This is a genomic window from Pseudomonas sp. B21-051, assembly GCF_024748795.1.
Taxonomy (GTDB): Bacteria; Pseudomonadota; Gammaproteobacteria; order Pseudomonadales; family Pseudomonadaceae; genus Aquipseudomonas; species Aquipseudomonas putida_A.
The window spans coordinates 3,484,469-3,506,462 of record NZ_CP087166.1 but is presented as its reverse complement, the minus strand read 5'-3'; the positions used below and the strand labels follow the sequence as shown (position 1 = coordinate 3,506,462).

General features: G+C 61.7%; 23 protein-coding genes. 12 read left to right on the top strand and 11 right to left on the bottom strand.

Annotation, left to right across the window (positions count from 1 at the left end):
• Positions 1–84: 84 nt before the first annotated feature.
• On the bottom strand, positions 85–573 hold the full coding sequence (locus tag LOY52_RS15475) for a GFA family protein (RefSeq protein ID WP_258674844.1): 489 nt from the start codon (positions 571–573) through the stop codon (positions 85–87).
• 208 nt (positions 574–781) lie between these two features.
• On the opposite strand from LOY52_RS15475, the gene LOY52_RS15470 reads away from it, so the two are divergent.
• The 3 genes from LOY52_RS15470 (at position 782) to LOY52_RS15460 (ending at position 3,987) form a co-directional block, all read left to right on the top strand.
• Positions 782–1,666 (top strand): LysR substrate-binding domain-containing protein, encoded by an 885-nt coding sequence (locus LOY52_RS15470; protein WP_123587923.1) that lies wholly within the window; start codon positions 782–784, stop codon positions 1,664–1,666.
• 99 nt (positions 1,667–1,765) lie between these two features.
• Positions 1,766–2,887 (top strand): agmatine deiminase, encoded by a 1,122-nt coding sequence (aguA, locus tag LOY52_RS15465; protein WP_258674843.1) that lies wholly within the window; start codon positions 1,766–1,768, stop codon positions 2,885–2,887.
• A 2-nt stretch (positions 2,888–2,889) separates the two neighbouring features.
• Positions 2,890–3,987 carry an extracellular solute-binding protein gene (locus LOY52_RS15460; RefSeq protein ID WP_258674841.1) on the top strand — a complete coding sequence of 366 codons (1,098 nt, stop codon included), beginning with the start codon at positions 2,890–2,892 and terminating at the stop codon, positions 3,985–3,987.
• A 147-nt stretch (positions 3,988–4,134) separates the two neighbouring features.
• Here the strand turns inward: LOY52_RS15460 and LOY52_RS15455 are convergent, their stop codons facing one another.
• Genes LOY52_RS15455 through LOY52_RS15445 form a run of 3 tightly spaced genes read right to left on the bottom strand, consistent with a single transcriptional unit; the run spans position 4,135 to position 6,677 of the window.
• Positions 4,135–4,764 (bottom strand): DNA-3-methyladenine glycosylase, encoded by a 630-nt coding sequence (locus tag LOY52_RS15455; protein ID WP_258674840.1) that lies wholly within the window; start codon positions 4,762–4,764, stop codon positions 4,135–4,137.
• Position 4,765: 1 nt separating this feature from the next.
• Complete coding sequence (locus tag LOY52_RS15450; protein WP_258674838.1) at positions 4,766–5,563, bottom strand: isocitrate lyase/phosphoenolpyruvate mutase family protein; 798 nt, start codon at positions 5,561–5,563, stop codon at positions 4,766–4,768.
• A gap of 31 nt (positions 5,564–5,594) precedes the next feature.
• Complete coding sequence (locus LOY52_RS15445) at positions 5,595–6,677, bottom strand: bifunctional transcriptional activator/DNA repair enzyme AdaA (RefSeq protein ID WP_258674836.1); 1,083 nt, start codon at positions 6,675–6,677, stop codon at positions 5,595–5,597.
• Positions 6,678–6,861: 184 nt separating this feature from the next.
• On the opposite strand from LOY52_RS15445, the gene LOY52_RS15440 reads away from it, so the two are divergent.
• A complete protein-coding gene (locus LOY52_RS15440) occupies positions 6,862–7,275 on the top strand; it encodes a VOC family protein (RefSeq protein WP_258674834.1) in 414 nt (137 codons plus the stop codon).
• Here LOY52_RS15440 and LOY52_RS15435 read toward each other — a convergent pair.
• Positions 7,272–7,892: a LysE family translocator gene (locus LOY52_RS15435; RefSeq protein ID WP_258674831.1), complete on the bottom strand. Its 621-nt coding sequence runs from the start codon at positions 7,890–7,892 to the stop codon at positions 7,272–7,274. The two genes, LOY52_RS15440 and LOY52_RS15435, sit on opposite strands and share 4 nt — an antisense overlap.
• 275 nt (positions 7,893–8,167) lie before the next feature.
• On the opposite strand from LOY52_RS15435, the gene LOY52_RS15430 reads away from it, so the two are divergent.
• From LOY52_RS15430 to LOY52_RS15420, 3 genes are all read left to right on the top strand, one after another.
• On the top strand, positions 8,168–8,782 hold the full coding sequence (locus LOY52_RS15430) for a biliverdin-producing heme oxygenase (protein ID WP_258674829.1): 615 nt from the start codon (positions 8,168–8,170) through the stop codon (positions 8,780–8,782).
• The gene (locus LOY52_RS15425; RefSeq protein WP_258674827.1) at positions 8,779–11,022 is read left to right on the top strand and encodes an ATP-binding protein; all 2,244 of its coding nucleotides are present in this window, start codon (positions 8,779–8,781) and stop codon (positions 11,020–11,022) included. Before LOY52_RS15430 ends, LOY52_RS15425 begins: the two co-directional genes overlap by 4 nt.
• An 89-nt stretch (positions 11,023–11,111) precedes the next feature.
• The gene (locus LOY52_RS15420) at positions 11,112–11,699 is read left to right on the top strand and encodes a LysE family translocator (RefSeq protein WP_202370730.1); all 588 of its coding nucleotides are present in this window, start codon (positions 11,112–11,114) and stop codon (positions 11,697–11,699) included.
• A gap of 52 nt (positions 11,700–11,751) precedes the next feature.
• Here the strand turns inward: LOY52_RS15420 and LOY52_RS15415 are convergent, their stop codons facing one another.
• The 4 genes from LOY52_RS15415 to LOY52_RS15400 form a co-directional block, all read right to left on the bottom strand.
• Complete coding sequence (locus LOY52_RS15415) at positions 11,752–12,504, bottom strand: DJ-1/PfpI family protein (RefSeq protein WP_258674824.1); 753 nt, start codon at positions 12,502–12,504, stop codon at positions 11,752–11,754.
• Between the two features lie 60 nt (positions 12,505–12,564).
• Complete coding sequence (locus tag LOY52_RS15410) at positions 12,565–13,398, bottom strand: AraC family transcriptional regulator (protein WP_258674822.1); 834 nt, start codon at positions 13,396–13,398, stop codon at positions 12,565–12,567.
• A 36-nt stretch (positions 13,399–13,434) separates the two neighbouring features.
• Positions 13,435–13,938 carry a VOC family protein gene (locus LOY52_RS15405; RefSeq protein WP_258674820.1) on the bottom strand — a complete coding sequence of 168 codons (504 nt, stop codon included), beginning with the start codon at positions 13,936–13,938 and terminating at the stop codon, positions 13,435–13,437.
• Positions 13,939–14,154: 216 nt separating this feature from the next.
• Entirely contained in the window at positions 14,155–14,823 is a 669-nt protein-coding gene (locus LOY52_RS15400) for a bifunctional 2-polyprenyl-6-hydroxyphenol methylase/3-demethylubiquinol 3-O-methyltransferase UbiG (protein ID WP_258674819.1), read from the bottom strand.
• A gap of 92 nt (positions 14,824–14,915) precedes the next feature.
• Here LOY52_RS15400 and LOY52_RS15395 point away from each other — a divergent pair, with 92 nt between their 5' ends.
• On the top strand, positions 14,916–15,308 hold the full coding sequence (locus LOY52_RS15395) for a GFA family protein (RefSeq protein WP_258674817.1): 393 nt from the start codon (positions 14,916–14,918) through the stop codon (positions 15,306–15,308).
• 273 nt (positions 15,309–15,581) lie between these two features.
• Here LOY52_RS15395 and LOY52_RS15390 read toward each other — a convergent pair whose 3' ends face one another.
• Positions 15,582–16,412 carry an alpha/beta fold hydrolase gene (locus LOY52_RS15390; protein ID WP_258674815.1) on the bottom strand — a complete coding sequence of 277 codons (831 nt, stop codon included), beginning with the start codon at positions 16,410–16,412 and terminating at the stop codon, positions 15,582–15,584.
• Positions 16,413–16,662: 250 nt separating this feature from the next.
• On the opposite strand from LOY52_RS15390, the gene LOY52_RS15385 reads away from it, so the two are divergent.
• The 4 genes from LOY52_RS15385 to LOY52_RS15370 all read left to right on the top strand — a co-directional run bounded on the left by LOY52_RS15385 (position 16,663) and on the right by LOY52_RS15370 (position 20,908).
• On the top strand, positions 16,663–17,118 hold the full coding sequence (locus LOY52_RS15385; RefSeq protein ID WP_003224136.1) for a (2Fe-2S)-binding protein: 456 nt from the start codon (positions 16,663–16,665) through the stop codon (positions 17,116–17,118).
• 20 nt (positions 17,119–17,138) lie between these two features.
• Positions 17,139–19,301: a xanthine dehydrogenase family protein molybdopterin-binding subunit gene (locus tag LOY52_RS15380; protein ID WP_258674812.1), complete on the top strand. Its 2,163-nt coding sequence runs from the start codon at positions 17,139–17,141 to the stop codon at positions 19,299–19,301.
• A 1-nt stretch (position 19,302) separates the two neighbouring features.
• Positions 19,303–19,881: a hypothetical protein gene (locus LOY52_RS15375; RefSeq protein WP_258674811.1), complete on the top strand. Its 579-nt coding sequence runs from the start codon at positions 19,303–19,305 to the stop codon at positions 19,879–19,881.
• Positions 19,882–19,942: 61 nt separating this feature from the next.
• Positions 19,943–20,908: a sensor domain-containing diguanylate cyclase gene (locus LOY52_RS15370; protein WP_258674809.1), complete on the top strand. Its 966-nt coding sequence runs from the start codon at positions 19,943–19,945 to the stop codon at positions 20,906–20,908.
• Positions 20,909–21,198: 290 nt separating this feature from the next.
• On the opposite strand, the gene fabI is transcribed toward LOY52_RS15370, so the two are convergent.
• A complete protein-coding gene (gene fabI / locus LOY52_RS15365) occupies positions 21,199–21,993 on the bottom strand; it encodes an enoyl-ACP reductase FabI (protein ID WP_053119821.1) in 795 nt (264 codons plus the stop codon).
• Between the last annotated feature and the right edge of the window lies 1 nt (position 21,994).

The following is a 21,994-nucleotide window of genomic DNA, read 5'->3' as shown; positions in this document are numbered from 1 at the left end:
TCCCATAGGCTTTGTGTACGCCCAGCAACCTGTGGGAGCTGGCTTGCCAGCGATAGGGCCATCAATCACACCACAAAACTGTACTTATTTGACCAACCCCAATCGCTCATGCCACTGCGCAATCGACTCCTCGGGATACACCGCAAACTGCTTGTCCTTGGGTTTCGCATCCACCTCGACCCAGGGCGCCTTCGATTCCAGCATCAAATGCGTATGCTCCGGCGGCACCGGCAACGGGGTGTCGATGGCCGAGGCGAACGGATGAATCAACTCCGGCCATTCCGGGCTGAACAGCCACAAGCCGCTACCGCACTGTGAGCAAAAATGCCGCTCGGCCGTGCTGCGATGGGCACGTTTTTCACCTGCTTCCTTCATCTTCGCGTGGTAGATGCTGATGTGTTTGCGCCCCTGAACCTTGAGGCTGGCCGCATCGCCACCGAGGTTGATCGCGTAACCGCCACCGCCCTGAGTCTTGCGGCAGATCGAGCAGTAGCAGCGTTGATAGGGGTAGGGATGGGCGCTGGTCAGGCTGAAAGTTACGGCGCCGCAGTGGCAGGAGCCTTCGAGGTGCATGAGGGGGCCTCCGGTGGCTGAAGTGGTGCGGTTGAGCCTAGAAGGTTTGTGGCGATCATGCAGACGCGTTCGCGAGCAGGCTCGCTCCCACAGGGGAACGAATTTCAAAATGTGGGAGCGAGCCTGCTCGCGAAGAACGATAACGCGGAGCCACTGGACGCCTGCTCAAGGCCCGGTCAGCATGTCCCAAAAAAAGGCACCCCAACCCATGCGAAGACTCCCCTCACTGGCCGCCCTGCGAACCTTCGAATGCGCCGCCCGCCACGCGCATTTCGGCCGGGCTGCCGCCGAGTTGTGCGTCACCGACAGCGCGGTCAGCCACCAGATCCGTCAGCTCGAAGAACAACTCGGCGTCTCGCTGTTCATCCGCGAAGGCCGGCAGATCCGTCCGACCATCGCCGCCGGACGTCTGATGCAGAGCCTGCAACAGGCCTTCGAACTGATCGGTGAAGCCTGCGATGAACTGCGCGATCCTTCCTCGCTGGCGGTCTTGCGTCTGGCGGTCACCGCCGAGCTGGCGCAGAAGTGGCTGATGAACCGTCTCACCGATTTCTACGCACGCTATCCGCACATCACCCTGCATCTCTACGAACAGCCGATCGACGCCAGCGCGCCGGGCGAAGATATCGACCTGGCGATCACCTACGGCACCGGTCCGGTGGACAGCAGCGCCTACTTCGTGCGGCCGTTACCGGCGCTGCAATTCTTCCCGGTGTGCAGCCCGGGGCTGTTCAACCAGGGCAGTCTGAAATCCCCGAAAGACCTGGCGCGCCATTGTCTGCTGCACGACGATCAGGACGGCAAGACCTGGACCGCCTGGCTGACCAGTCACGCCGGCGATCTGCGCCCGCAGCGCCAATTGTATTTCGCCCATGCCGGTCTGGCGCTGGAAGCGGCGGCACAGGGGCAGGGTGTGGCGATGGGCGACAACCTTACCGCGCAGGAGGATTTGCTGAGCGGGCGGCTGGTGCGGCCATTCACGTCAAGCATGACCGCGCTCGGCCAATACGCGCTGGTCTGCGAGCGGCTGCGCCTGGAGCGTCCGGCGGTGGCACAGATGCTCGAATGGTTCAACGATCAACTGGCCGATTGATGAGTTGAATTCAACTGTTCCGCAATAATCATCGTTGGCGGGCCTGCCGCCTGCGATCGTAGCCTGTGGTCATTCCCAACCCCAAGACGAGGTTTGACCATGGCACGTTTGCTCGACTCCACCCCCAAACACGACGGCTTCCGTCTGCCCGGCGAATTCGAAGCCAAGTCCGGCTGCTGGCTCGGCTGGCCGGAGCGCACCGACGTGTGGCGCAACGGCGCGAAACCGGCGCAGAAAGTCTGGGTGCAGATCGTCACCGCCATCTCCCACAGCGAACCGGTCACCGTCTGCGCCTCCGCCGCGCAATTCGCCACTGCGCGCCGCCAGTTGCCGCCGCAGGTGCGCGTGGTCGAGATGACCTGCAATGACACCTGGTTCCGCGACAGCGGCCCGTGCTTTGTGGTCAACGACCAGAGCGGCGAAGTGCGTGGCGTCGACTTCGAATTCAACGCCTACGGCGGCCTCGACGGCGGGCTGTACTACCCGTGGGACAAGGACGACCAGATCGCCAGCAAGATCCTCGAAATCGAACGCTTCGACCGTTACCGCGCACCGCTGATAGCCGAACTCGGCGGCATCCAGAGTGACGGCCAGGGCAGCATCCTCACCACCGAACAGTGCCTGCTCAACCGCAATCGCAACCAGCATCTGGGCAAGGATGAAGTTACCCGGCGCCTGACCGATTACCTCGGCGCCGAGCAAGTGATCTGGCTGCCGCGCGGTTGCAAGTTCGACGAAACCGATGGCCATGTCGATGACCTCGCATGCTTCGTGCGCCCCGGCGAAGTGGTGCTGCAATGGACCGACAACCGCGACGATCCGCAGTGGGAAATCTATCAAGAGGCCTACGACATCCTGCGCAGCACCCGTGACAGCCGTGGCCGCGAGTTGATCGTGCACAAGCTGCCGCAACCGGACGTGCTGGAGTGGACCGCCGAAGAAGCCGAAGGCCTCGATCAGCAGGACAGCACTCACACCCGTCAGGCCGGCACCAGAATCTGTGCGTCGTATATCAACTACTACGCCGGCAACAGCTCGATCGTGGTGCCGCTGTTCGGTGATCGCAACGATCAGGTGGCCATGGCGACTCTCGCCGAGCTGTTCCCGCAGCACAAGATCGTCGGCATCGAAAATTCCCGGGAAATCCTCCTCGGTGGCGGCAACGTCGCGTGCATCACCATGCCGCAATACGCCGGCACGTCTAATCGCAAGGGGGTGTGATGATGGGCCTGCACAAACTGACTCAAGCGTTATTGCTGGTGCTTGCACCCCTGTGTGTGCAGGCCGCCGACCCCGCCAGACCGGTGGTCAATCTGTATATCTGGGGCGAGTACCTGGCCCCGGATACGCTGAAGAATTTCGAGGCGCAGACCGGCATTCAGGTGGTCGCCGATCACTTCGATTCGCTGGAAACCGTGGAGACCAAACTGCTCACCGGGCGCAGCGGGTATGACCTGGTGCTGACCGCCGGCCAGCACCTGTCGCGGGCCATTGAAAGCGGTGCGATCCAGCCGCTGGACAAGGCGCGGGTGCCGCACTTTGCCGGAGTCGGTGACGAGTTCCGCCAGCACATGGCGGTGTTCGATCCGGGCAACCGTTATGCCGGTATTTATGCCTGGGGCACCACCGGCGTGGGTTATCAGGAGCAGGCAATCAAGCAGCGTCTGCCGAACGCGCCGACCGACAGCTGGGCGATGCTGTTCGACCCGGCGGTGGTGGCGAAATTTGCCGATTGCGGGGTGAGCCTGCTCAACGACCCGAACGAGGTGTTCGCTGCGGTCATGAAGTACCTGGGCCTGGACATCAACCGGCAGAGCCTCGATGACCTGAAACTCGCCGAACAGCAACTGGCGAAGATCCGCCCGTACATTCGCTACTTCGACAACGACCTGAACATCAGCGACCTGGCCAACGGCAACACCTGCGTGGCGATGTCGTGGAACGGCAACGTGGCGATTGCGGCGGGGCAGGCACAAACGGCGAACAAGCCGTTCCAGCTCAGTTATCGCATTCCCAAAGAAGGCACGTTGATCTGGTTTGACGCCATGGTCATTCCCAAGGATGCGCCGCATCCACAGGCCGGGCTGGCGTTGATGGATTATTTGATGACGCCTGAGGTGATCGCGCCGATCACCGACACCATCCACTACGCCAATGCGATCACGGCGGCGGATGGTCTGGTGGATGCGTCGATCCGTAATGATCCGGGAACGTATCCGTCGGAGGCGGTGCGGGCTTCGCTGTACAGCAAGAATGACAATGGCAAGGCGTTCAACCGGGCTTTGATTCGGGCGTTCAGCAAGTTGAAGTCAGGTCTTTGATTTGAGGTTGAATCGACTGGCGCCTTCGCGAGCAGGCTCGCTCCCACCTTTGCAACGCATTCCCCTGTAGGAGCTGCCGCAGGCTGCGATCTTTTGATCTTGCTTTTCAAAAGATCAAAGTCAAAAGATCGCAGCCTGCGGCAGCTCCTACAAGGGGATTTGCGGTTTGGGTATGCGCCACAGGTACCAAGCGGCCACCGTCCGATACGGACTCCACGCCAGTCCGGTCTCGATCATCTGCCTGCGCGTCGGCTGCACCTCCAGCCCCTTCAACCGCCGATAGCCCTCGCGCACGCCAAAGTCATCCGCCGGCAGAATATCCATGCGCTCCAGGCTGTAGATCAACAGCATCTCCACGGTCCAGCGGCCAACCCCGCGCAGGCTGACCAAACGTTCGATCAGCGCCTCATCGTCCATCGCCAGCGCGGTGGGATAATCCGGTACCACGCCGTCCAGTGTTGCCTGGGCGATGCCCTGAATGGTCGCAATCTTGCCCGCCGAAAAACCGCAGCCGCGCAGTTGATCGAAGTCGGTCGCGAGAATCTGTTCCGGCCGGGGAAACGTCTGCCCCGGAAACAGCGCCACCAGACGCCCGACAATTGCATCCCCAGCCTTGGCGTGCAGTTGCTGATAGGCAATCGCCCGAACCAGCGATTCGTATGGGGCACGCGCCGGGTGCGGTTGATGCAGGCACGGGCCGACGGCTGCAACGTGGCGCTGCCAGTCCTCGTCGAGCGCTGCCAGAAACTCGCTGGCCGCCTGATAACGATCCGGCATGCTATTTCAGCAGTCCGTTGACTTCGCCGTAGGTCAGCGCCTTCAGATCGTGGGTGTCGAGCTTGCCGCTGGCGAGGAAGCCTTTCACCAGTGAACCCATCGCGCCGTAGAGGAACTCAGCGATCCCGGACCCGGCGCTCAAGCGCCGTACGCCCAAGGCTTGCAGTTCATTTGGCGAGGGCAGGCAGGCGAAGCCGAGCACGTTCACCGGCAGTGACGTGCCCTTGCAGATTGCCTCGATTTCATAAGCGGCGGTCACGCCAGCGGCAAACAAGCCATCGGCCCCGGCGGCCTGGTACAACGCTGAACGGTGCAGGGTTTCGGCGACGCGATCCTCGGCCGGTACCAGGCCCTTGAGGTAGACGTCCGTGCGCGCGTTGATGAACAGCTTCACATTGCGCTTGCGGGCGGCTTCGCGTGCTACTTCGATCTTGCGCGCCAACAGCTCCGGGGCGCCGCTGCCGTCCTCGATATTGATCCCGACCGCACCGGCGGCAAGCACCGCGTCGACCACTTCGGCCACACGGCCAAGGTCATCGGAATAACCCGCCTCGATGTCCACGCTCAGCGGCACCTGGATTACCCGCGCGATGGATTCCACGGTTGAAATCAGCCGTTCGAGGGGCAGGGTGTTGCCGTCGGGATAGCCATGCGCCCAAGCGACTGCCGCGCTGCTGGTGGCGACCGCTTTACCGCCCGCGTGCTCGACCAGCCGCGCACCGGTGGCGTCGGCGACGTTGGTCAGGATCAGCAGACCTTCCTGGTGTAACTGGTGGAACCGAGTGTCGAGCGCGTTCATCGAAATCCCTTCTTGTGAGTGCTGCAAAGCGTCAGAAAGCCAGTGGTTGCGTGAGCTGCACCGCAGCGTTTTCCAGCCTCAGCAGAAACGCCTTGCGCGGCTGTCCACCACCATAGCCGGTCAACGAACCGTCCGCACCGATCACCCGATGGCACGGCACCACGATCGCCAGCCGATTGTGCCCGTTGGCCAGCCCCACCGCTCGACTGGCGCCGGGTTTGCCCAGACGTGCCGCGAGGCTGCCGTAGGTGCTGGTCTGGCCATAAGGAATTTGCAGCAGCTGCTCCCAGACTTGCCGGTCGAACGCGCTGCCGGGCAGGTGCAGCGGGACGCTGAATGCATTGCGCGTCCCGGCAAAATATTCGTTGAGTTGCTCTTCGATCTGCCGCAAATGCGCGTTGTGCCCCGGTGCGACCACGTAGCCGTGGCGGGTTTGCAGCTCTTCGACTTCGCGGGTCAGCGCCGGGCGATCGAGAAATTCCAGCAACACCAGTCCGCGACGTTCGGCCATCGCGATCATCGGCCCCAGCGGCGTGGTCAGGCGGGTGAACAGCAGCGGTTCACTGTTGGCCGCGCGGCCCGGGGTGATGTGGAACGACTTCTGGAACGCATCGCGAAAACCGCTGAGTGATTCGTAGCCGGAATCGAACGCCGCATGGTCAATCGAGGTGCCTTGTTTGATTCCGCCCAGCGCCATACCGAGTCGGCGGGTGCGCAGCCACGCATGGAAGGTCATGCCGAAATGCTGCTTGAACCAGCGCCGCAGCTTCAGCGGTTCGATGCCTTCGGCCAGCAACTGCGCATCGCTCCAGCGTACCTCTGGGTCGGCATCCACGGCTTCGAGCAGGCGCTGCACCCAATCGGGGGCGATGGCCGCAGCGTCCAGCGGTTTGCAGCGCAGGCAGGCGCGATAACCGGCGCTCAAGCACTCATCGGCATGGGCGAAGAATTCGACATTTTCCGGTTTCGGCTTGCGCGCCGTACAACTGGGGCGGCAGAAGATCCCGGTGGTTTTCACGGCCGTGAAGAACACCCCCTCGTAGGCGGTGTCGCGTTCGAGCATGGCGCGAACCATCTCGGCGTGGGGCGGCAACAGTGCGGTTTGTATGTTCATGGCCAGAGCTTAAATCCAGGATTTCGATGGCTCCACCGAAAAATCGACAGTGAATTTTCAAATGCCCTGAACTACCGTGTAGGAGCTGCCGCAGGCTGCGATCTTTTGATCTTGTTTCTTAAAATCAAAAGCAAAAGATCGCAGCCTTCGGCAGCTCCTACAGAGTGGGTGAGGTGTCGAGTTTATGCATCCGTTTTCGATTCAACATATTGATCACATCGTCCTGCGTGTCGCCGATCTGCAACGCAGTATCGATTTTTACGGTCAGGTATTCGGTGCCGAGGTGGTCAGGTACAACGAACCATTGGGTCTGGTACACCTGCGCGCCGGCACCTCGATGATCGACCTCGTCGACTTGCAAGGCGAACTTGGCAAAAAGGGCGGCGGGGCGGCCGGTACCGAGCGGCGCAACGTCGATCACTTCTGCCTGCGCATCGAGCCGTTCGATGAACCGGCGCTGACCGAGCACTTGCAGGCGCATGGCCTGACCGTAGAAAAAGCCGCCCGACGCTTCGGTGCCGAGGGCTACGGCCTGTCGCTGTACTGCTTCGACCCGGACGGCAATCAGGTCGAGCTCAAAGGCCCGTCCGAGGCTTAAGCGCGTTTCGCCATCAACAACACCGTAGCCGCCGCCGACAACAGCCCTGCGCAGCAACGGTTGAAGATCCGTTTGCCGCGCGGCTCGGCGAACCAGCGGCGCATGTGCAGGCCCATCCACGCGTAGGCGCCGATGGCGATCCATTCCAGCAGCAGAAACAGCGCGCCGAGCACCGCGAATTGCGCCGGCACCGGGCGGCTCGGATCAACGAATTGCGGCAGAAACGCGGTGAACAACAGGATCGCTTTCGGGTTGCCCGCCGCCACCAGAAACTCCTGACGCGCCAGCCGCCAGAACCCCACCGACGCTCCGGCGACCTGCTGCTCGGCCTCGGGGTTGGCGCGCCAGAGTTGCCAGGCCAGGTACAGCAAATACGCCGCGCCGATGATCTTGATCGCATGGAACAGCCATTCCGAGGTCTGCAGCACCGCCGACAATCCCGCGCCGGCGAGGGCGATCATTGCGGCGAACGCGATAATCCGTCCGACACCGGCGGCGCACGCCCGACGATAGCCATAGCGGGTGGCATTACTGACCGACAGCAGGTTGTTCGGGCCCGGGGCCATGTTCAGGGCGAAACAGGCCGGGAGAAACAGCGAGAACGTGGCGAGATCCATGGGCTTGGGCTCCAGAAGCGATGACGCTTTTTTATCACAGGCGGCGGGCATGTTGACCCGTACAGTCACGCGGTGCTGTCGCGGTACAGCTTCAGCACCTCCCTTTAAACGATTCGAACTTTTCTGATTCTTCAGAACTCTGAAAGGTCTGAAGGCGCTGGTTTCGTCAGAAAAATCTATGCGCCAAGTCAGAAAAAGGCGTTTGCCGTGTAATATCCGTCCAAAGCTGCAAACACCCTGCCGGCCCCGAAGCGGCCCCACCAAGAGCGATCTACATGCAAGCAAAGGCCCGTGAAGTTTATGTGCCACCGGTGCTGCAAGATCTGCGAGCCGGCACTGCCGAACTGCACATCGCACTGGAAAAACGTCTTCCTTTTTTCTCCGATACCCTCGATTCCAACGCTTTTTTGCGGCTGATGCAGGCCTACTACGGCTTTTATCGGCCGCTGGAAAGCGCATTGCTCGACAGTGGCGTGATCCCGGTCGATTTCGATCTTGCGCCACGTCTCAAGGCGCCGACCCTGTTCAATGATCTGAGGGCCCAGGGTCTGTCGGTCGAGGCTATCGCCCGTTTGCCGCTGTGTCAGGCGCTGCCCGTGATCGACTCCAGCGCTGCCTGTCTGGGAGTGACGTACGTGCTGGAAGGGGCAACCCTCGGCGGGCAGATCCTGCGCCGCGAAATCGCCTCGAGGTTGAGCCTGAATGCCGACAATGGCGCGGCATTCCTCGACATTTATGGCGCCGCCACCGGCCGCCGCTGGCGCGATTTCATTGAATACCTGGGCAGTCGATCGCTGGATGCGAGCGAACGTGAAGCCGTGGTTGCGGCGGCCCGAACCACATTCAGTTGTTTCGAGCGCTGGCTCGAAAGCCGGGAGGTACTGGCATGAACCCGCAAGACCAAGAAGCTTTTGAAGAACTGCTGGCCAACTGTGCCGACGAACCGATCCGCTTTCCCGGGGCAATCCAGCCCCATGGCCTGTTGCTGACCCTGAGTGAGCCGGCGCTGGAAATCATTCAGATCAGCGCCAATGTCGAGACCCTGCTGGCACGCCCGGCGCAGGAACTGGTCGGCCAGCCGCTGCACCAATTGCTGGGTGAGACGCATGCGGCGGCCGTGCGCGAGGCGTTGCAACAACCGGTATTTGCCGATGCCGGACCGCTGCACTGTCGCCTCAACGGCACCGCGTTCGAAGGTCTGCTGCACCGGCATCAAGACGTGTTGATTCTGGAACTGGAAATCCACGTTGAAAATTTCCAGCCGCGTAACGTCGCCGGCAACCAGACCCATCTGGGGCGCATGCTCCAGCGACTGCAAGCGGCCACTTCGCTGCAGGCCCTGTACGACATCAGCGTCAAGGAAATCCAGGCGATGACCGGTTACGACCGGGTGCTGATCTACCGCTTCGAGGAGGAGGGTCACGGTCAGGTGATCGCCGAGGCGTCCGATCCATCGATGGAAGTGTTCAACGGCCTGTTCTTCCCGGCCTCGGACATCCCCGAACAGGCGCGTGAGCTGTACCGCACCAACTGGCTGCGGATCATCCCGAATGCCGATTATCAGCCAGTGCCGCTGGTGCCCAAGCTGCGCCCGGACACCCAGACCCCGCTGGACCTGAGTTTCGCCACCCTGCGCAGCGTCTCGCCGATTCATTGCCAGTACATGAAGAACATGGGCGTGCTGTCGTCGATGAGCATCTCGCTGCTCAAGGGCGACAAGCTCTGGGGCCTGATCAGCTGCGGCAACCGCCAGCCGCTGCATGTGCCGCATGAGTTGCGCAGCGCCTGCCAGACCATCGGTCAGGTGCTGTCGCTGCAGATCAGTGCAATGGAAGCGCTGGAAATCAGCCGCCAGCGCGAGGAGAAAGTCGAGGCGTTGGCGCTGCTCAATCAGGCCATGATCGACTCGCCGGAAAACGTCTTCGACGGTCTGGCGCAGCAGCCACAAGTGCTGATGGCGCTGGCCGGCGCCGGAGGCATTGCGATCATCGAAGACAAGCAATTGCACCGTTATGGCAACTGCCCGGAGCCGGAAGACATTCGCGCCCTGCACAAGTGGTTGCAGGAAACCGGTGAGCCGGTGTTCGCCAGCCATCATCTGGCGAGCGTCTATCCGCCGGCTGCACACTTTCAGCAAGTGGCCAGCGGCGTGCTTGCCATGAGCCTGCCCAAACCGGTGGACAACGGGGTGATGTGGTTCCGTCCCGAGGTCAAGGAAAACATCAACTGGAGCGGCGACCCGCGCAAGCCGCTGGATCTGGAAAATTCCGACGCCGGCCTGCGTCTGCGCCCGCGCACTTCGTTCGAAATCTGGAAAGTCGAGATGGCCGGGATCTCCACCAAGTGGAGTCACGGTGATCTGTTTGCGGCCAATGACTTGCGCCGTTCGGCACTGGAAAACGACCTGGCGCGACAGGTACGCCGCGAGCAAGAGGCGGTGCGCGCCCGTGATGAACTGGTGGCGGTGGTCTCCCACGACCTGCGCAACCCGATGACGGTGATTTCGATGCTCTGCGGCATGATGCAGAAGACCTTCAGTTCTGACGGCCCGCACACCTCGCGGCGCATCTCCACCGCGATCGACACCATGCAGCAGGCGGCCGGGCGGATGAACACGCTGCTCGAAGACTTGCTCGACACCTCGAAGATCGATGCCGGGCGCTACACCATCGCCCCGCAGACCCTGGACGTCGGGCAGATGTTCGAGGAAACCCAGTCATTGCTCGGGCCGCTGGCGCTGGACAAGGACATCAATATCTCGTTCGAAGCCGATCCCGACCTGAAAATCCACGCCGACCCGGAGCGCCTGTTTCAGGTGCTGTCGAACCTGATCGGCAACGCGATCAAGTTCACCCCGCGCAAAGGTTCGGTGGGCGTGCTGGCCAAATCTGACGGCAAGGAAATCGTGTTTACCGTGCGCGATACCGGCGAAGGCATTCCCAAGGAAAACCTGGCGCGGGTGTTTGACCGCTACTGGACGGTGAAGGAGGGCAACCCGACCGGAACCGGACTGGGCTTGTACATTACGCAGGGGATTGTTGAAGCCCATGGCGGGCGGATCGAGGCCAGCAGTGAGCCGGGGGAGGGTACGGAGTTTCGGTTTACGGTACCGGTGTCTGGAGGCGAGTGAATGGTTGCCCCAGGTAATTTTGTTCAATACGCAGTGCAAAGCCCTGGCTACTGTTGACACCTCGTTTTCCAGTCTGAAGCAGGTGTGTAATGAGTCTGATTGTCTCGATGGCGGCGTTCGCGCTAGTGGCGTCCATAACCCCGGGGCCGGTGAATATAGTGGCGCTGAGTTCCGGGGCGCAGTTCGGCTTTCGGGCCAGTCAGCGGCACGTGGCGGGAGCGACGCTGGGTTTTGTGCTGTTGCTGGTGCTGATGGGCCTGGGATTGCATGAAGTCCTGAAACTGTGGCCATTCCTGACCCGGGTGGTGCAATTGGCCGGGGTGGCGTTTTTGTTGTTCATGGCCTGGAAACTGGCTGCCGATGACGGCCAGTTGCATGCAGGCGAGGCGGGGCGGGCGCCGTCGATGTTGTACGGCGCGGTAATGCAATGGCTTAACCCGAAAGCGTGGCTGGCGTGTGTGGCAGGGATGGGCGCGTTTGTCGCCGATGGCGAGGCGCGGCTGGTCTGGCAGTTCGCGGCGGTGTATCTGGTGATCTGTTATCTGTCGGTCGGTTGCTGGGTGTACGCCGGAACGTTTTTGCGCGGGTATCTGGGCAATCCGGCGGGGATGCGCCTGTTCAATCGGTTGATGGCTTTGTTGCTGGCGGCGAGCGCGGTTTATCTGTTGTTGCCCTGAGCCTGCAACAGCAAAAAGATCGCAGCCTGCGGCAGCTGCTACAGGGGAGTGGTCATTCAACCTGCCGCAGCATGGCAACCCATTCTGCGGCGAAGTGATGGCAATCGCCGGGCCAGCGTGCCGTGAGCAGATTGCCGTCGCGCACCACGAACCCTGTCTGCGGCGCTTTTGCGCTATCACGTCTGGCAATGAGCGGGCCGCGTACAAAGTCGGATTTGCGCGAAAGCGCAGCCGTCACCTCTGCCTCGACGGTCTGCGGGTAGGTGCGGTAGTAGCGCCCCAGCCACGGTGCGGTCAGCAGCCAGGCCGGCAACTCCATGGTTGCTGCCAGCAGCGCTGTGACCTTGCGCCCGAACAGCAGCGAACGCCCAGTGTCGGGATCGAGGGTGCGCGCCAGCAACAACACGCCATGACACACTGCCGCCACTGGTTTCTGTGCCTTGAAAAACTGCAGGGCGATCTGCCGGGCCTGTCCGGACTCCAGCAGGCTGCGCATGTCTTTGGCGTGACCGCCGGGAATCAGCAGACCTTCGAACTGAGACGGATCGACATCGGCATACGCCAGCGGCTGCCGAAATGCCGCGCATTCGATCATCTGCGCGTAGCTGTCCAGGTCAGCTTTACGGGTCATCAGCATGGCGTTCAACGGGCCGAAACCAACACTCACCAACCGTGGGTCGGCATAGGCCGGCAGGCCTTGTGGCGTGGCAAAACGCGCTTCGATGTCTGCGTTGCGCAACGCCTGCCACGGCACGCTGCTTTCGGTCGGATCGTAATCGGCGTTTGGCAGAAGAATCAGAATCATCCGGAGCAGACTCCCGGGCCGGAATTGGCCGCTGATCCTCAGCGTAGCCGCTTTCGTCTGTCAGCCGCGATATTGGCCGGGGGTTGCCGCCAGGTGCTGTTTGAACGCGCGCTGAAAATGCGCCTGATCGGCAAACCCCGCTTCCAGTGCGACATCGGCAATCAACTGGCCGCTGCGCAGGCGTTCGCGGGCGAACTGGATGCGCTGGTTGACCACAAAGGCATGCGGGGTCATGCCGTAATGCTGTTTGAACGCACGGATCAGATACGACGGTGACAACTGCGCCGCCGTGCAGATGTCCTCCAGGCTGAGCAGGTCGGTGCAGTGTTCGCGGATGAAATCGGCAGCGCGTTCGAGCTTGAAATTCGGTTCACGCAACGGTGGTTCAGCCGGGTTCAGGCGTAGTTGCAGGTCGCTGAAAAATTCCACCGCTGCGCTGTGTTTGCGCAGTATGTCCTGCTGCTCATCGACCAGTGTGGCGTAAAGCCCTTGCAGATCCCGAAACAGCCGGGCGTCATGCAAATGCGTGGTGGAAAACCGCCGAAACTCAAGCTCCGCACTGAACCCCAGTTGATGCTGCAGATCCGTCAGCCACGGCGTCTCGACATACAGCATCAAGTACGACCACGGCTGATCATCGAGCGGGTTGCAGGCATGCACGTCGCCGGGATTCATCAGCACCACGGTGCCGGCGGCGACTTCGAACGTCGATTGCTCATGCACATAAATGCTCCGCCCGGCCGTGATCGCGCCAATCGAAAAATGCGCATGGGAATGGCGTGAGTAGCAGACCTCACGGCCATCGGCGATGGCCCGCGCTTCGATGAAGGGCAGGGCATCGTCGCGCCAGAAGCGAGGGGCTTTTTCAGGGTTTTTGGCGGCAGCGTGTTTCATCGTTATGGTTCCCGGCGGGCCAGACACCGGAGTGTATTAGCTCTGGCCGGCAAAGGCCCGCTCCAGTTCGGCGATGTCGAGTTTTTTCATCTTGAACATGGCCTGCATTGCCCGTTGCGACTTGCTGGTGTCGGCGTCCTGCATCATGTGCATGAACGCCACCGGCACGATCTGCCACGACACGCCGAACCGGTCTTTGAGCCAGCCGCATTGTTGGGCTTCGACCGGACCACCGGCCGACAGGTTGCCCCAGAAATGGTCGACTTCCTCCTGATTCTGGCAATTGACCTGAAACGAAATCGCTTCACTGAACTTGAACATCGGCCCGCCGTTGAGGCCGGTGAAGGTCTGGCCGTCGAGTTCGAAACTGACGGTCATCACCGCGCCTTCCGGCTTGCCGTGAAATTCCTGGCCGACCTTGCTGTAGTGGGTCAGGCCGGTGATTTTCGAATGATCGAAGATCGAGCAGTAAAACTGCGCCGCCGCTTCGGCCTGATCGTCGAACCACAGGCACGGCGTGATTTTTTGAAAGCGTTGCATGGCAGTCATCCTCGGCAGGTTAGACACGCAGGATTATCAGCGTAGTCAGTCCTTGGTCGAAGGGCGGTGCCGTAGATCGACAAGTGAAGCATTGGACGCCAAACAATGTGGGAGCGAGCCTGCTCGCGAAAGCGTCGGCACATGCGGCAACGAGCCTGTCAGACACTCCGCATTCGCGAGCAGGCTCGCTCCCACAAGGGGTTCGAGTCGCCCCGGTCAGCGCCGTTCGGCGATCATCAACAGTGACTGTGGCACCGGGCTTTGCGGATGCTGCGGCTCCTGCAGGCTGACCAGTTGAAACCCGGCCATGTCCAGCGCGTTGCACCAGCTCGACAGCGTGCGGAAATACCACGGCATCGGCTGCCACTGGCCCTTGAACCCGGCGAAGGACTCTTCACGCCAGCCATCCTGATAATCGCCGGCCGCCACGGCCCACGGATGCAGGGTCTGAATGATCATGGCGCCGCCCGGAACCAGCAACGCCTGCATCGCGGCGAGCAATGGGATGATGTCCTGATGCAGCAGCGAGAAGTTGGCGCAGATCAAATCGTAATCACGGTCGATATCAATTTCAGCGTCAACCAATGCCGCGTAACTGGCGATATGCACCTTGGCCGAACCGGCCTCGCGCGCCGCGTCAATCAACGTCGCATCGCCATCGACTCCCGCCGCATCGATACCGCGATCCGCCAGCGCCCGCAACAACCAGCCTTCGCCGCAACCCAGATCCAGCACGCGCTCCGGTTGCCGGCCCATGATCGCCAGCAGGATCGCCTGATCGGTGACCTGCTGACGGCTTTCGATGGCACCGCTGCGGATCACTTCGATCCAGGCATCAGCGTTGCTGTGCCAGCTCTGTAACAAGATGGATTCAGGGGAGGGCATGGCGCTGTCTCCGGTAAAAGCCGATAGTGGGCGTTCACTTGTACGGCTGCTATGTTCAAAGGCTTAACAGAGTCTGGCAGAGGATGGACACCATGAAGCCATTAACGGGCGGTTGCCTGTGCGGCGATGTGCGTTTCGAAGCATCAGGCCAACCTTACCGCGTCGGGATCTGCCACTGCCTCGACTGCCGCAAACACCACGGCGCGTTGTTTCAAGCCTCGGCGATATTTCCCGAGGATGCGGTGACCGTCAGCGGTAAAACCGGCGAGTATCGAGGGCGAGTGTTCTGTCCGCGCTGTGGTTCGCCGGTACTTGCACGTTCGGGAGATGAAATTGAAGTGAATGTCGGCTCGCTGGACGAGCCGAGCCAGTTCACGCCGACCTATGAACTGTGGACTGTGCGGCGCGAGTCATGGTTGCCGGCGCTGCCGTTGGCACACCATTACGAGCGGGATCGCGAAGGTACAGGGCGTACCGAGGCGTAATACGCAGTCAAGCCAATCACCCAGTCCCCTGTGGGAGCGAGCCTGCTCGCGAATGCGGTGAGTCAGCCAACCCATCATTGATTGACCGATTGCCTTCGCCAGCAGGCTGGCTCCCACGCGGTCCCTGGTGTGACCGAGTATTCAGCAACCACCTGAAAACCTGTGGGAGCTGGCTTGCCAGCGATGAGGCCGGCACATCCACAATTGATGTTGCCTGATCCACCGCCACCGCCACCGCCATCGCCGGCAAGCCAGCTCCCACAATGATGTGTGTCAGCCGCGAATAAACGCCAGCAGATCCGCATTGATCGTCGCCGCCTCAGTCGTCGGCATCCCGTGCGGAAACCCCGGATACGATTTCAGCGTGCCATTTGGCAGCAGTTTCGCCGACAAAGGCCCCGAGTTCGCATAAGGTACGATCTGGTCGTCCTCGCCGTGCATCACCAGCACCGGCACGGTGACCTTCTTCAGGTCTTCGGTGAAATCGGTCTGGGAGAAGGCGACGATCCCGTCGTAATGCGCCTTTGCGCCGCCGATCATGCCCTGACGCCACCAGTTGCCGATGATCCCCTCGGAAGGCTTGGCGCCCGGGCGGTTGTAGCCGTAGAACGGGCCAGTGGGAATGTCGCGATAGAACTGCGCGCGATTGGCCGCCAGTTGCGCCTGAAAATCGTCGAACACCGATTTCGGCAAGCCACCCGGATTGCTTTCGGTCTTGACCATCAACGGTGGCACCGCGCTGATCAACACGCCTTTGGCGACGTTGTCCTGACCATGCCGGGCGATGTAGTGGATGACCTCGCCGCCGCCGGTGGAGTGGCCGACATGCACCACGTTCTTCACCCCCAAGTGCTGAACCACCGCCAGCGCATCGTCGGCGTAATGGTCCATGTCGTGGCCGTCCCAGACCTGGCTCGAGCGTCCATGCCCGCGACGGTCGTGGGCAATCACCCGAAAGCCCTGGCCCAGGAAGAACAGCATCTGCGCATCCCAGTCGTCCGAGCTGAGCGGCCAGCCGTGGTGGAAGTGGATCACCGGGGCGTCCTTCGGGCCCCAGTCCTTGTAGAAAATATCGACGCCGTCTTTGGTGGTGACAAATCCCATGTTCGCGACTCCTGACCAAGGTGATGGGTTACCGCGCTCGTCGCAGACCGTTTTGATGGTTCGGGTGAGCGCCGTTATCAGCCAGAGGATTAAAGTCGACATTTTTGCGTTGAGGCATGACCGGTGGTCGCCATGTCTGGCTTCACGCGCAAATTAGGCTTTGCTGAAAGGGATAAGCCGAGGCGCGCACAGGCTTCCACGGCCGTAGCGGCGCCCCTTCAGAACACCGTGAGTCTGAGGAAATCCCCCGATGCTGACCTTGAATATCAATGGCAAGGATCAGGAGCTCGATGTGCCGGCCGACATGCCGTTGCTCTGGGTCCTGCGTGACGTTGCGCACCTGACCGGTACCAAATTCGGCTGTGGCATGGCCCAGTGCGGCGCCTGCACCGTACACGTCGATGGCGCACCATTGCGTGCCTGTATCACGCCCGCCACCGCCGTGGCCCACGGCCAGAAAATCCTTACCATCGAAGGCCTTTCGACCGACGGCTCGCACCCGGTGCAACAGGCCTGGGCCGAACTAGACGTAGTGCAATGCGGTTACTGTCAGTCGGGGCAGATCATGTCTGCCGCGGCGCTGCTGGCGAAGATCCCCAAACCCACCGACAGCGATATCGATCAGGCGCTCTCCGGCAATATTTGCCGCTGTGGTACCTATCCCCGGATCCGTGCGGCGGTCAAGCGCGCGTCCGAAATCGGCTGAGGCATGTTGGGAGAAGGCTGATGAACAGTCCTGTATCGCGTCGCGGCTTTCTCAAGGGCAGTGCCGTGCTGGGTGGCGGTCTGGTGGTGGCGTTTGTCGTCCCCGGTGCCCATCGATTTGCCCTGGCGGCGGAGAATGAAGGCAAGGTCTTCGCGCCGAATGCGTTTTTGCGTATCGGCGCTGACAACAGCGTGACGGTGTTGCTCGGGCATTCTGAAATGGGTCAGGGCATCTGGACCGGCCTGACCATGCTGATCGCCGAGGAACTGGACGCCGACTGGTCGACGATCCGCGTCGAGCACTCGCCGGCCTCGGCGGCCAATTACGGCATGCCGGCGTTTGGCGGGATGCAGATTACCGGCGGCTCGACCTCTACCTGGATGGAGTTCGATCGCTACCGGCTGGCCGGGGCCACGGCGCGGCAGATGCTGGTGGAAGCGGCGGCCAAGCGCTTCAACGTCGCTGCGTCGACGATTCGCACCGAGTCGGGCGTGGTGATCGCCGGCGATAAACGCGCGACGTACGGCGAACTGGCGGACGCTGCCGGGCAACTGCCGGTCCCGGATCCGAAGTCGATCACCTTCAAGGAGGCCAAGGACTGGAAGGTCATCGGCAAGCCAACCAGGCGCCTCGACACCCCGGAGAAAATCACCGGGCGCGCCAGGTTCGGCATGGACGTGCAATTCGAGGGCTTGATGACCGCGATGGTTGCCCGTGCACCGGTGTTCGGCGCCACGGTCAAATCCTTCGAGGGCGCCGAGGCGCTGGCGGTGCCCGGCGTGCACAAAGTGGTACAGGTGCCGACCGGTGTGGCGGTGATCGCCGAGCATTATTGGGCGGCGAAACTTGGTCGCGATGCATTGAAAGTCGATTGGGACATGGGCCCGCACGCGGACCTGAGCGGCCAGGGCCTGCTCGACAGTTTCCGCAAACTGGCAGCGACACCGGGCACTTCCGCCAGTCAGGCCGGGGATGCCAAAGGCAACTTCGACAAGGCGGCGAAGAAAATCGACGTTGAATACAGCGTGCCGTATCTGGCGCATGCACCGATGGAGCCGCTGAACTGTACGGTAAAGATCAGCGCCGAAAAGTGCGAGATCTGGACCGGCACGCAATTCCAGACCCTCGACCAGATGGTCGCCGGCAAGATCACCGGGCTCAAACCGGAACAGGTGGAAATTCATACCGAGTTTCTTGGCGGTGGTTTCGGGCGTCGGGCCAATCCGACTTCGGACTTCGTCGCCGAAGCGGTGCAAGTGGCGAAAGCCGCCGGGCTGCCGGTGAAAACCGTGTGGTCTCGGGAGGATGACATTCGCGGCGGTTATTACCGCTCGATGTTCCTGCATCAGGCGCGCATCGGCCTCGACGGGCAGGGTATGCCGCTGAGCTGGCAGCATGTGCTGGTCGGTCAATCGATCATGGCCGGCACCATGCTCGAACAGACCATGGTCAAGAACGGCATCGACGCGACTTCGGTCGAAGGTGTGGCCGACAGCCCGTATATCAAGGGCCTGGCCCATCAACAGGTCGAGCTGCATTCACCGCAGACCGGGATCAATGTGCTGTGGCTGCGCTCGGTGGGGCACAGCCACACCGCGTTCGTCATGGAGTCGCTGATCGATGAGATGGCCACGGCGGCGGGCAAGGACCCGATCGAATATCGACGCACCTTGCTCAAGGATCACGCGCGGCATCTCGGGGTGCTGAATCTGGCGGTGGAGAAGGCCAACTGGACAGCGCCATTGCCGGACGGGCATGCGTTGGGCGTGGCGGTGCACGAGTCGTTCGGCAGTTATGTGGCGCAGGTGGCCGAGGTCTCGCAGGACAATCTGGCGATCCGCGTGCACCGCGTGGTGTGTGCGGTGGATTGCGGGATCGCGGTCAATCCGCAGAGCATCGCGGCGCAGATGGAATCGTGCATTACCTTTGGCCTGGGCATGGCGCTGCACAGCAAGCTGACGGTCAAGGACGGCGCGGTGGTGCAATCCAATTATCACGACTATCAGGTGCTGCGGCTCAACGAGATGCCGCTGGTCGAGGTGCATATCGTGCCCAGCAGCGACAAACCCGGCGGCATCGGCGAGGCCGGGGTTCCGCCCACCGCGCCGGCGGTGGCCAACGCCGTGTATGCGCTGACCGGGCAACGCCTGCGTGAACTGCCGCTGCAACTGTCGGGGGTGTGAGATGAAACGACATCTGCTGTTGGGCACGGTGATGTTGCTGGGTTTGGGCGGCTACGCCTCGGACCTGTTCGCCGATGATCAGGAAGCGCTCAAGGCGTTCGGCACGGTGCAGAAGGTGTTCCAGAGCCCGCGCTGCCAGAACTGCCACATCCCCGGCGACTCGCCGCTGCAGTTCGATGCGGGCAAACCACACGCGATGAATGTGGTGCGCGGCATGGACGGCAAGGGCGCCGCCGGTTTGCCTTGCGCCACCTGCCACGCCGAGAGCAATCCGCCCGACAGTTACGGCCCGCATGCGCCACCGGGAGCGCCACACTGGAGCCTGCCGCCGGCGGCGCGCAAGATGGCCTGGATCGGTCTGCCACCGGATAAGTTGTGCGCAATGATCAAGGACCGCTCGAGCAACGGCGACCGTGACTTCGCCGCGCTGATCAAACATGTCAGCGACGACAAACTGGTGTTGTGGGGCTGGAACCCCGGAGCAGGGCGCGCACCGGTGCCGGTGCCGCATGACATTTTTGTGGCCCAGTTCAAGCTTTGGGCCGATGCTGGCGGGCCATGTCCGGTGGCGGGCGGTTGAGTGTGTGAGCCGCTGGCGAATCAAGCTACTCTAACGGTCATTGACCCTGATGGAGTGCGTGATGCTGGCCCCGATCAAACCCGCCAATGAAGCCACCCGAATTCAAGCGCTGCACGGCTTGAAGGTTCTTGATTCGGCGCCCGAAGAACGTTTCGACCGTTTGACCCGTCTGGCCAAGCGCCTGTTCAACGTGCCGATAGCCCTGGTGACGCTGGTGGACAAGGATCGGCAATGGTTCAAGTCGTGCGTCGGCCTCGACGTCAACGAAACCCCGCGTGATGTATCGTTCTGTGGGCACGCGATTCTTCAGGACGAATTGCTGCTGGTGCCTGATGCCAAGCAGGACAAGCGCTTTCATGACAATCCGCTGGTCATCGGCGAGCCGAACATCCGTTTCTACGCGGGCTACCCGCTGACCGTGCCCAACGGCAACAAAATGGGCACGTTGTGCCTGATCGACACCCAGCCGCGTGAACTCGACGACGAGGAGCGTGCCCTGTTGCGCGATCTGGCCGGCATGGCCGAGCAAGAGTTGATGGCGGTGCAGATGGCGAGCATGGACGAGCTGACGCTGCTGTCCAACCGCCGCGGTTTCAAACAGCTGGCCCAGCATGCACTGGACGCTTGCGCGCGTCTGGACAAACCGGCGACGTTGCTGTTTTTCGACCTCAATGACTTCAAACAGATCAACGATCTCTACGGTCACGCCGAAGGCGACAGTGCGCTGAAGACCTTTGCCGATGTGCTGCGCATCGCTTTTCGCGAGAGCGATGTGGTCGGGCGCTTGGGCGGTGACGAGTTCGTGGCGCTGCTGACCGGCTCCAGTCACGTCGAAACCACAGCGATCATGGCCCGGCTCAAGGAAATCCTGGACGAACGCAATGCCACGTTGCACCGGGGTTACGCGATTCGCTTCAGCGTCGGCCAGATCGAATACGATCCGCAACGCCATGAAACGGTGGATCGACTGCTGGCCGATGCCGACGAGGCGATGTATGCGCACAAGCAGGCGTTGAAACGGCGCTGATTCGGGCCTCATCGCTGGCAAGCCAGCTCCCACAGGTTTATCGGGTGTTCACGAAATTCAGTTACAGCGCAGAACCCTGTGGGAGCGAGCTTGCTCGCGAAAGCGTCCGGTCAGGCGATAGCGATGTTCGCCGATTGTTTGCTCTGAAGATCAAAGGATCGCAGCCTTCGGCAGCTCCTACAGGGGCAACACCGCTCATGTAGGAGCTGCCGAAGGCTGCGATCCTTTGATGTTGAACCCAATAAAAAACCCGCCTGAAGAGGCGGGTTTTTTTATCGGCAGACCGAAGATTACTCTTCGATGTTGCCCATGGCGGTGGTGTTGAAGCCGCCGTCCACGTACATGATTTCACCGCTGATGCCCGAGGCCAGGTCGGAGCACAGGAAGGCGCCGGCGTTGCCGACTTCTTCGATGGTGACGTTGCGGCGCAGAGGGGTTTGCGCTTCGTTGGCGGCCAGCATCTTGCGGAAGTTCTTGATGCCCGAGGCTGCCAGGGTACGGATCGGGCCAGCCGATACGCAGTTGACGCGGGTGCCGTCCGGGCCCAGGGAGCCGGCCAGGTAACGTACGCCAGCTTCCAGCGAAGCCTTGGCCATGCCCATCACGTTGTAGTTTGGCATGGTGCGCTCGGCACCCAGGTACGACAGGGTCAGCAGGCTGCCGTTGCGGCCTTTCATCATTTCGCGGCCAGCCTTGGCCAGGGCCACGAAGCTGTAGGCGCTGATGTCGTGAGCGATGCGGAAACCTTCACGGGTGGTGGCTTCGGTGAAGTCGCCGTCCAGTTGGTCGCCCGGGGCGAAGCCGACGGAGTGCACGATGCAGTCCAGGCCGTCCCACTTCTTGCTCAGTGCTTCGAAGACCTTGGCGATTTCTTCATCGCTGGCCACGTCGCACGGGAAGCACAGCTCAGGGCTCGAACCCCAGCCTTGAGCGAATTCCTCAACACGACCTTTCAGTTTGTCGTTCTGATAAGTGAAGGCAAGCTCAGCGCCCTCGCGATGCATGGCGGCAGCGATGCCGGATGCGATGGACAGCTTGCTGGCGACACCGACGATCAGTACGCGCTTACCGGCGAGAAAACCCATG

Excerpts from the sequence above, each read along its gene's own strand:
- LOY52_RS15390 (WP_258674815.1), bottom strand. The coding sequence starts at position 16,412 with ATGGGATTTGTCACCACCAAAGACGGCGTCGATATTTTCTACAAGGAC.
- aguA (WP_258674843.1), top strand. The coding sequence starts at position 1,766 with ATGGCACGTTTGCTCGACTCCACCCCCAAACACGACGGCTTCCGTCTG.
- LOY52_RS15425 (WP_258674827.1), top strand. The coding sequence starts at position 8,779 with ATGAACCCGCAAGACCAAGAAGCTTTTGAAGAACTGCTGGCCAACTGT.
- LOY52_RS15430 (WP_258674829.1), top strand. The coding sequence starts at position 8,168 with ATGCAAGCAAAGGCCCGTGAAGTTTATGTGCCACCGGTGCTGCAAGAT.
- LOY52_RS15450 (WP_258674838.1), bottom strand. The coding sequence starts at position 5,563 with ATGAACGCGCTCGACACTCGGTTCCACCAGTTACACCAGGAAGGTCTG.
- LOY52_RS15435 (WP_258674831.1), bottom strand. The coding sequence starts at position 7,892 with ATGGATCTCGCCACGTTCTCGCTGTTTCTCCCGGCCTGTTTCGCCCTG.
- LOY52_RS15375 (WP_258674811.1), top strand. The coding sequence starts at position 19,303 with ATGAAACGACATCTGCTGTTGGGCACGGTGATGTTGCTGGGTTTGGGC.
- LOY52_RS15475 (WP_258674844.1), bottom strand. The coding sequence starts at position 573 with ATGCACCTCGAAGGCTCCTGCCACTGCGGCGCCGTAACTTTCAGCCTG.
- LOY52_RS15370 (WP_258674809.1), top strand. The coding sequence starts at position 19,943 with ATGCTGGCCCCGATCAAACCCGCCAATGAAGCCACCCGAATTCAAGCG.
- LOY52_RS15405 (WP_258674820.1), bottom strand. The coding sequence starts at position 13,938 with ATGCAACGCTTTCAAAAAATCACGCCGTGCCTGTGGTTCGACGATCAG.
- LOY52_RS15420 (WP_202370730.1), top strand. The coding sequence starts at position 11,112 with ATGAGTCTGATTGTCTCGATGGCGGCGTTCGCGCTAGTGGCGTCCATA.
- LOY52_RS15410 (WP_258674822.1), bottom strand. The coding sequence starts at position 13,398 with ATGAAACACGCTGCCGCCAAAAACCCTGAAAAAGCCCCTCGCTTCTGG.
- LOY52_RS15400 (WP_258674819.1), bottom strand. The coding sequence starts at position 14,823 with ATGCCCTCCCCTGAATCCATCTTGTTACAGAGCTGGCACAGCAACGCT.
- LOY52_RS15380 (WP_258674812.1), top strand. The coding sequence starts at position 17,139 with ATGAACAGTCCTGTATCGCGTCGCGGCTTTCTCAAGGGCAGTGCCGTG.
- LOY52_RS15455 (WP_258674840.1), bottom strand. The coding sequence starts at position 4,764 with ATGCCGGATCGTTATCAGGCGGCCAGCGAGTTTCTGGCAGCGCTCGAC.
- fabI (WP_053119821.1), bottom strand. The coding sequence starts at position 21,993 with ATGGGTTTTCTCGCCGGTAAGCGCGTACTGATCGTCGGTGTCGCCAGC.
- LOY52_RS15440 (WP_258674834.1), top strand. The coding sequence starts at position 6,862 with ATGCATCCGTTTTCGATTCAACATATTGATCACATCGTCCTGCGTGTC.
- LOY52_RS15470 (WP_123587923.1), top strand. The coding sequence starts at position 782 with ATGCGAAGACTCCCCTCACTGGCCGCCCTGCGAACCTTCGAATGCGCC.
- LOY52_RS15385 (WP_003224136.1), top strand. The coding sequence starts at position 16,663 with ATGCTGACCTTGAATATCAATGGCAAGGATCAGGAGCTCGATGTGCCG.
- LOY52_RS15395 (WP_258674817.1), top strand. The coding sequence starts at position 14,916 with ATGAAGCCATTAACGGGCGGTTGCCTGTGCGGCGATGTGCGTTTCGAA.
- LOY52_RS15415 (WP_258674824.1), bottom strand. The coding sequence starts at position 12,504 with ATGATTCTGATTCTTCTGCCAAACGCCGATTACGATCCGACCGAAAGC.
- LOY52_RS15460 (WP_258674841.1), top strand. The coding sequence starts at position 2,890 with ATGGGCCTGCACAAACTGACTCAAGCGTTATTGCTGGTGCTTGCACCC.
- LOY52_RS15445 (WP_258674836.1), bottom strand. The coding sequence starts at position 6,677 with ATGAACATACAAACCGCACTGTTGCCGCCCCACGCCGAGATGGTTCGC.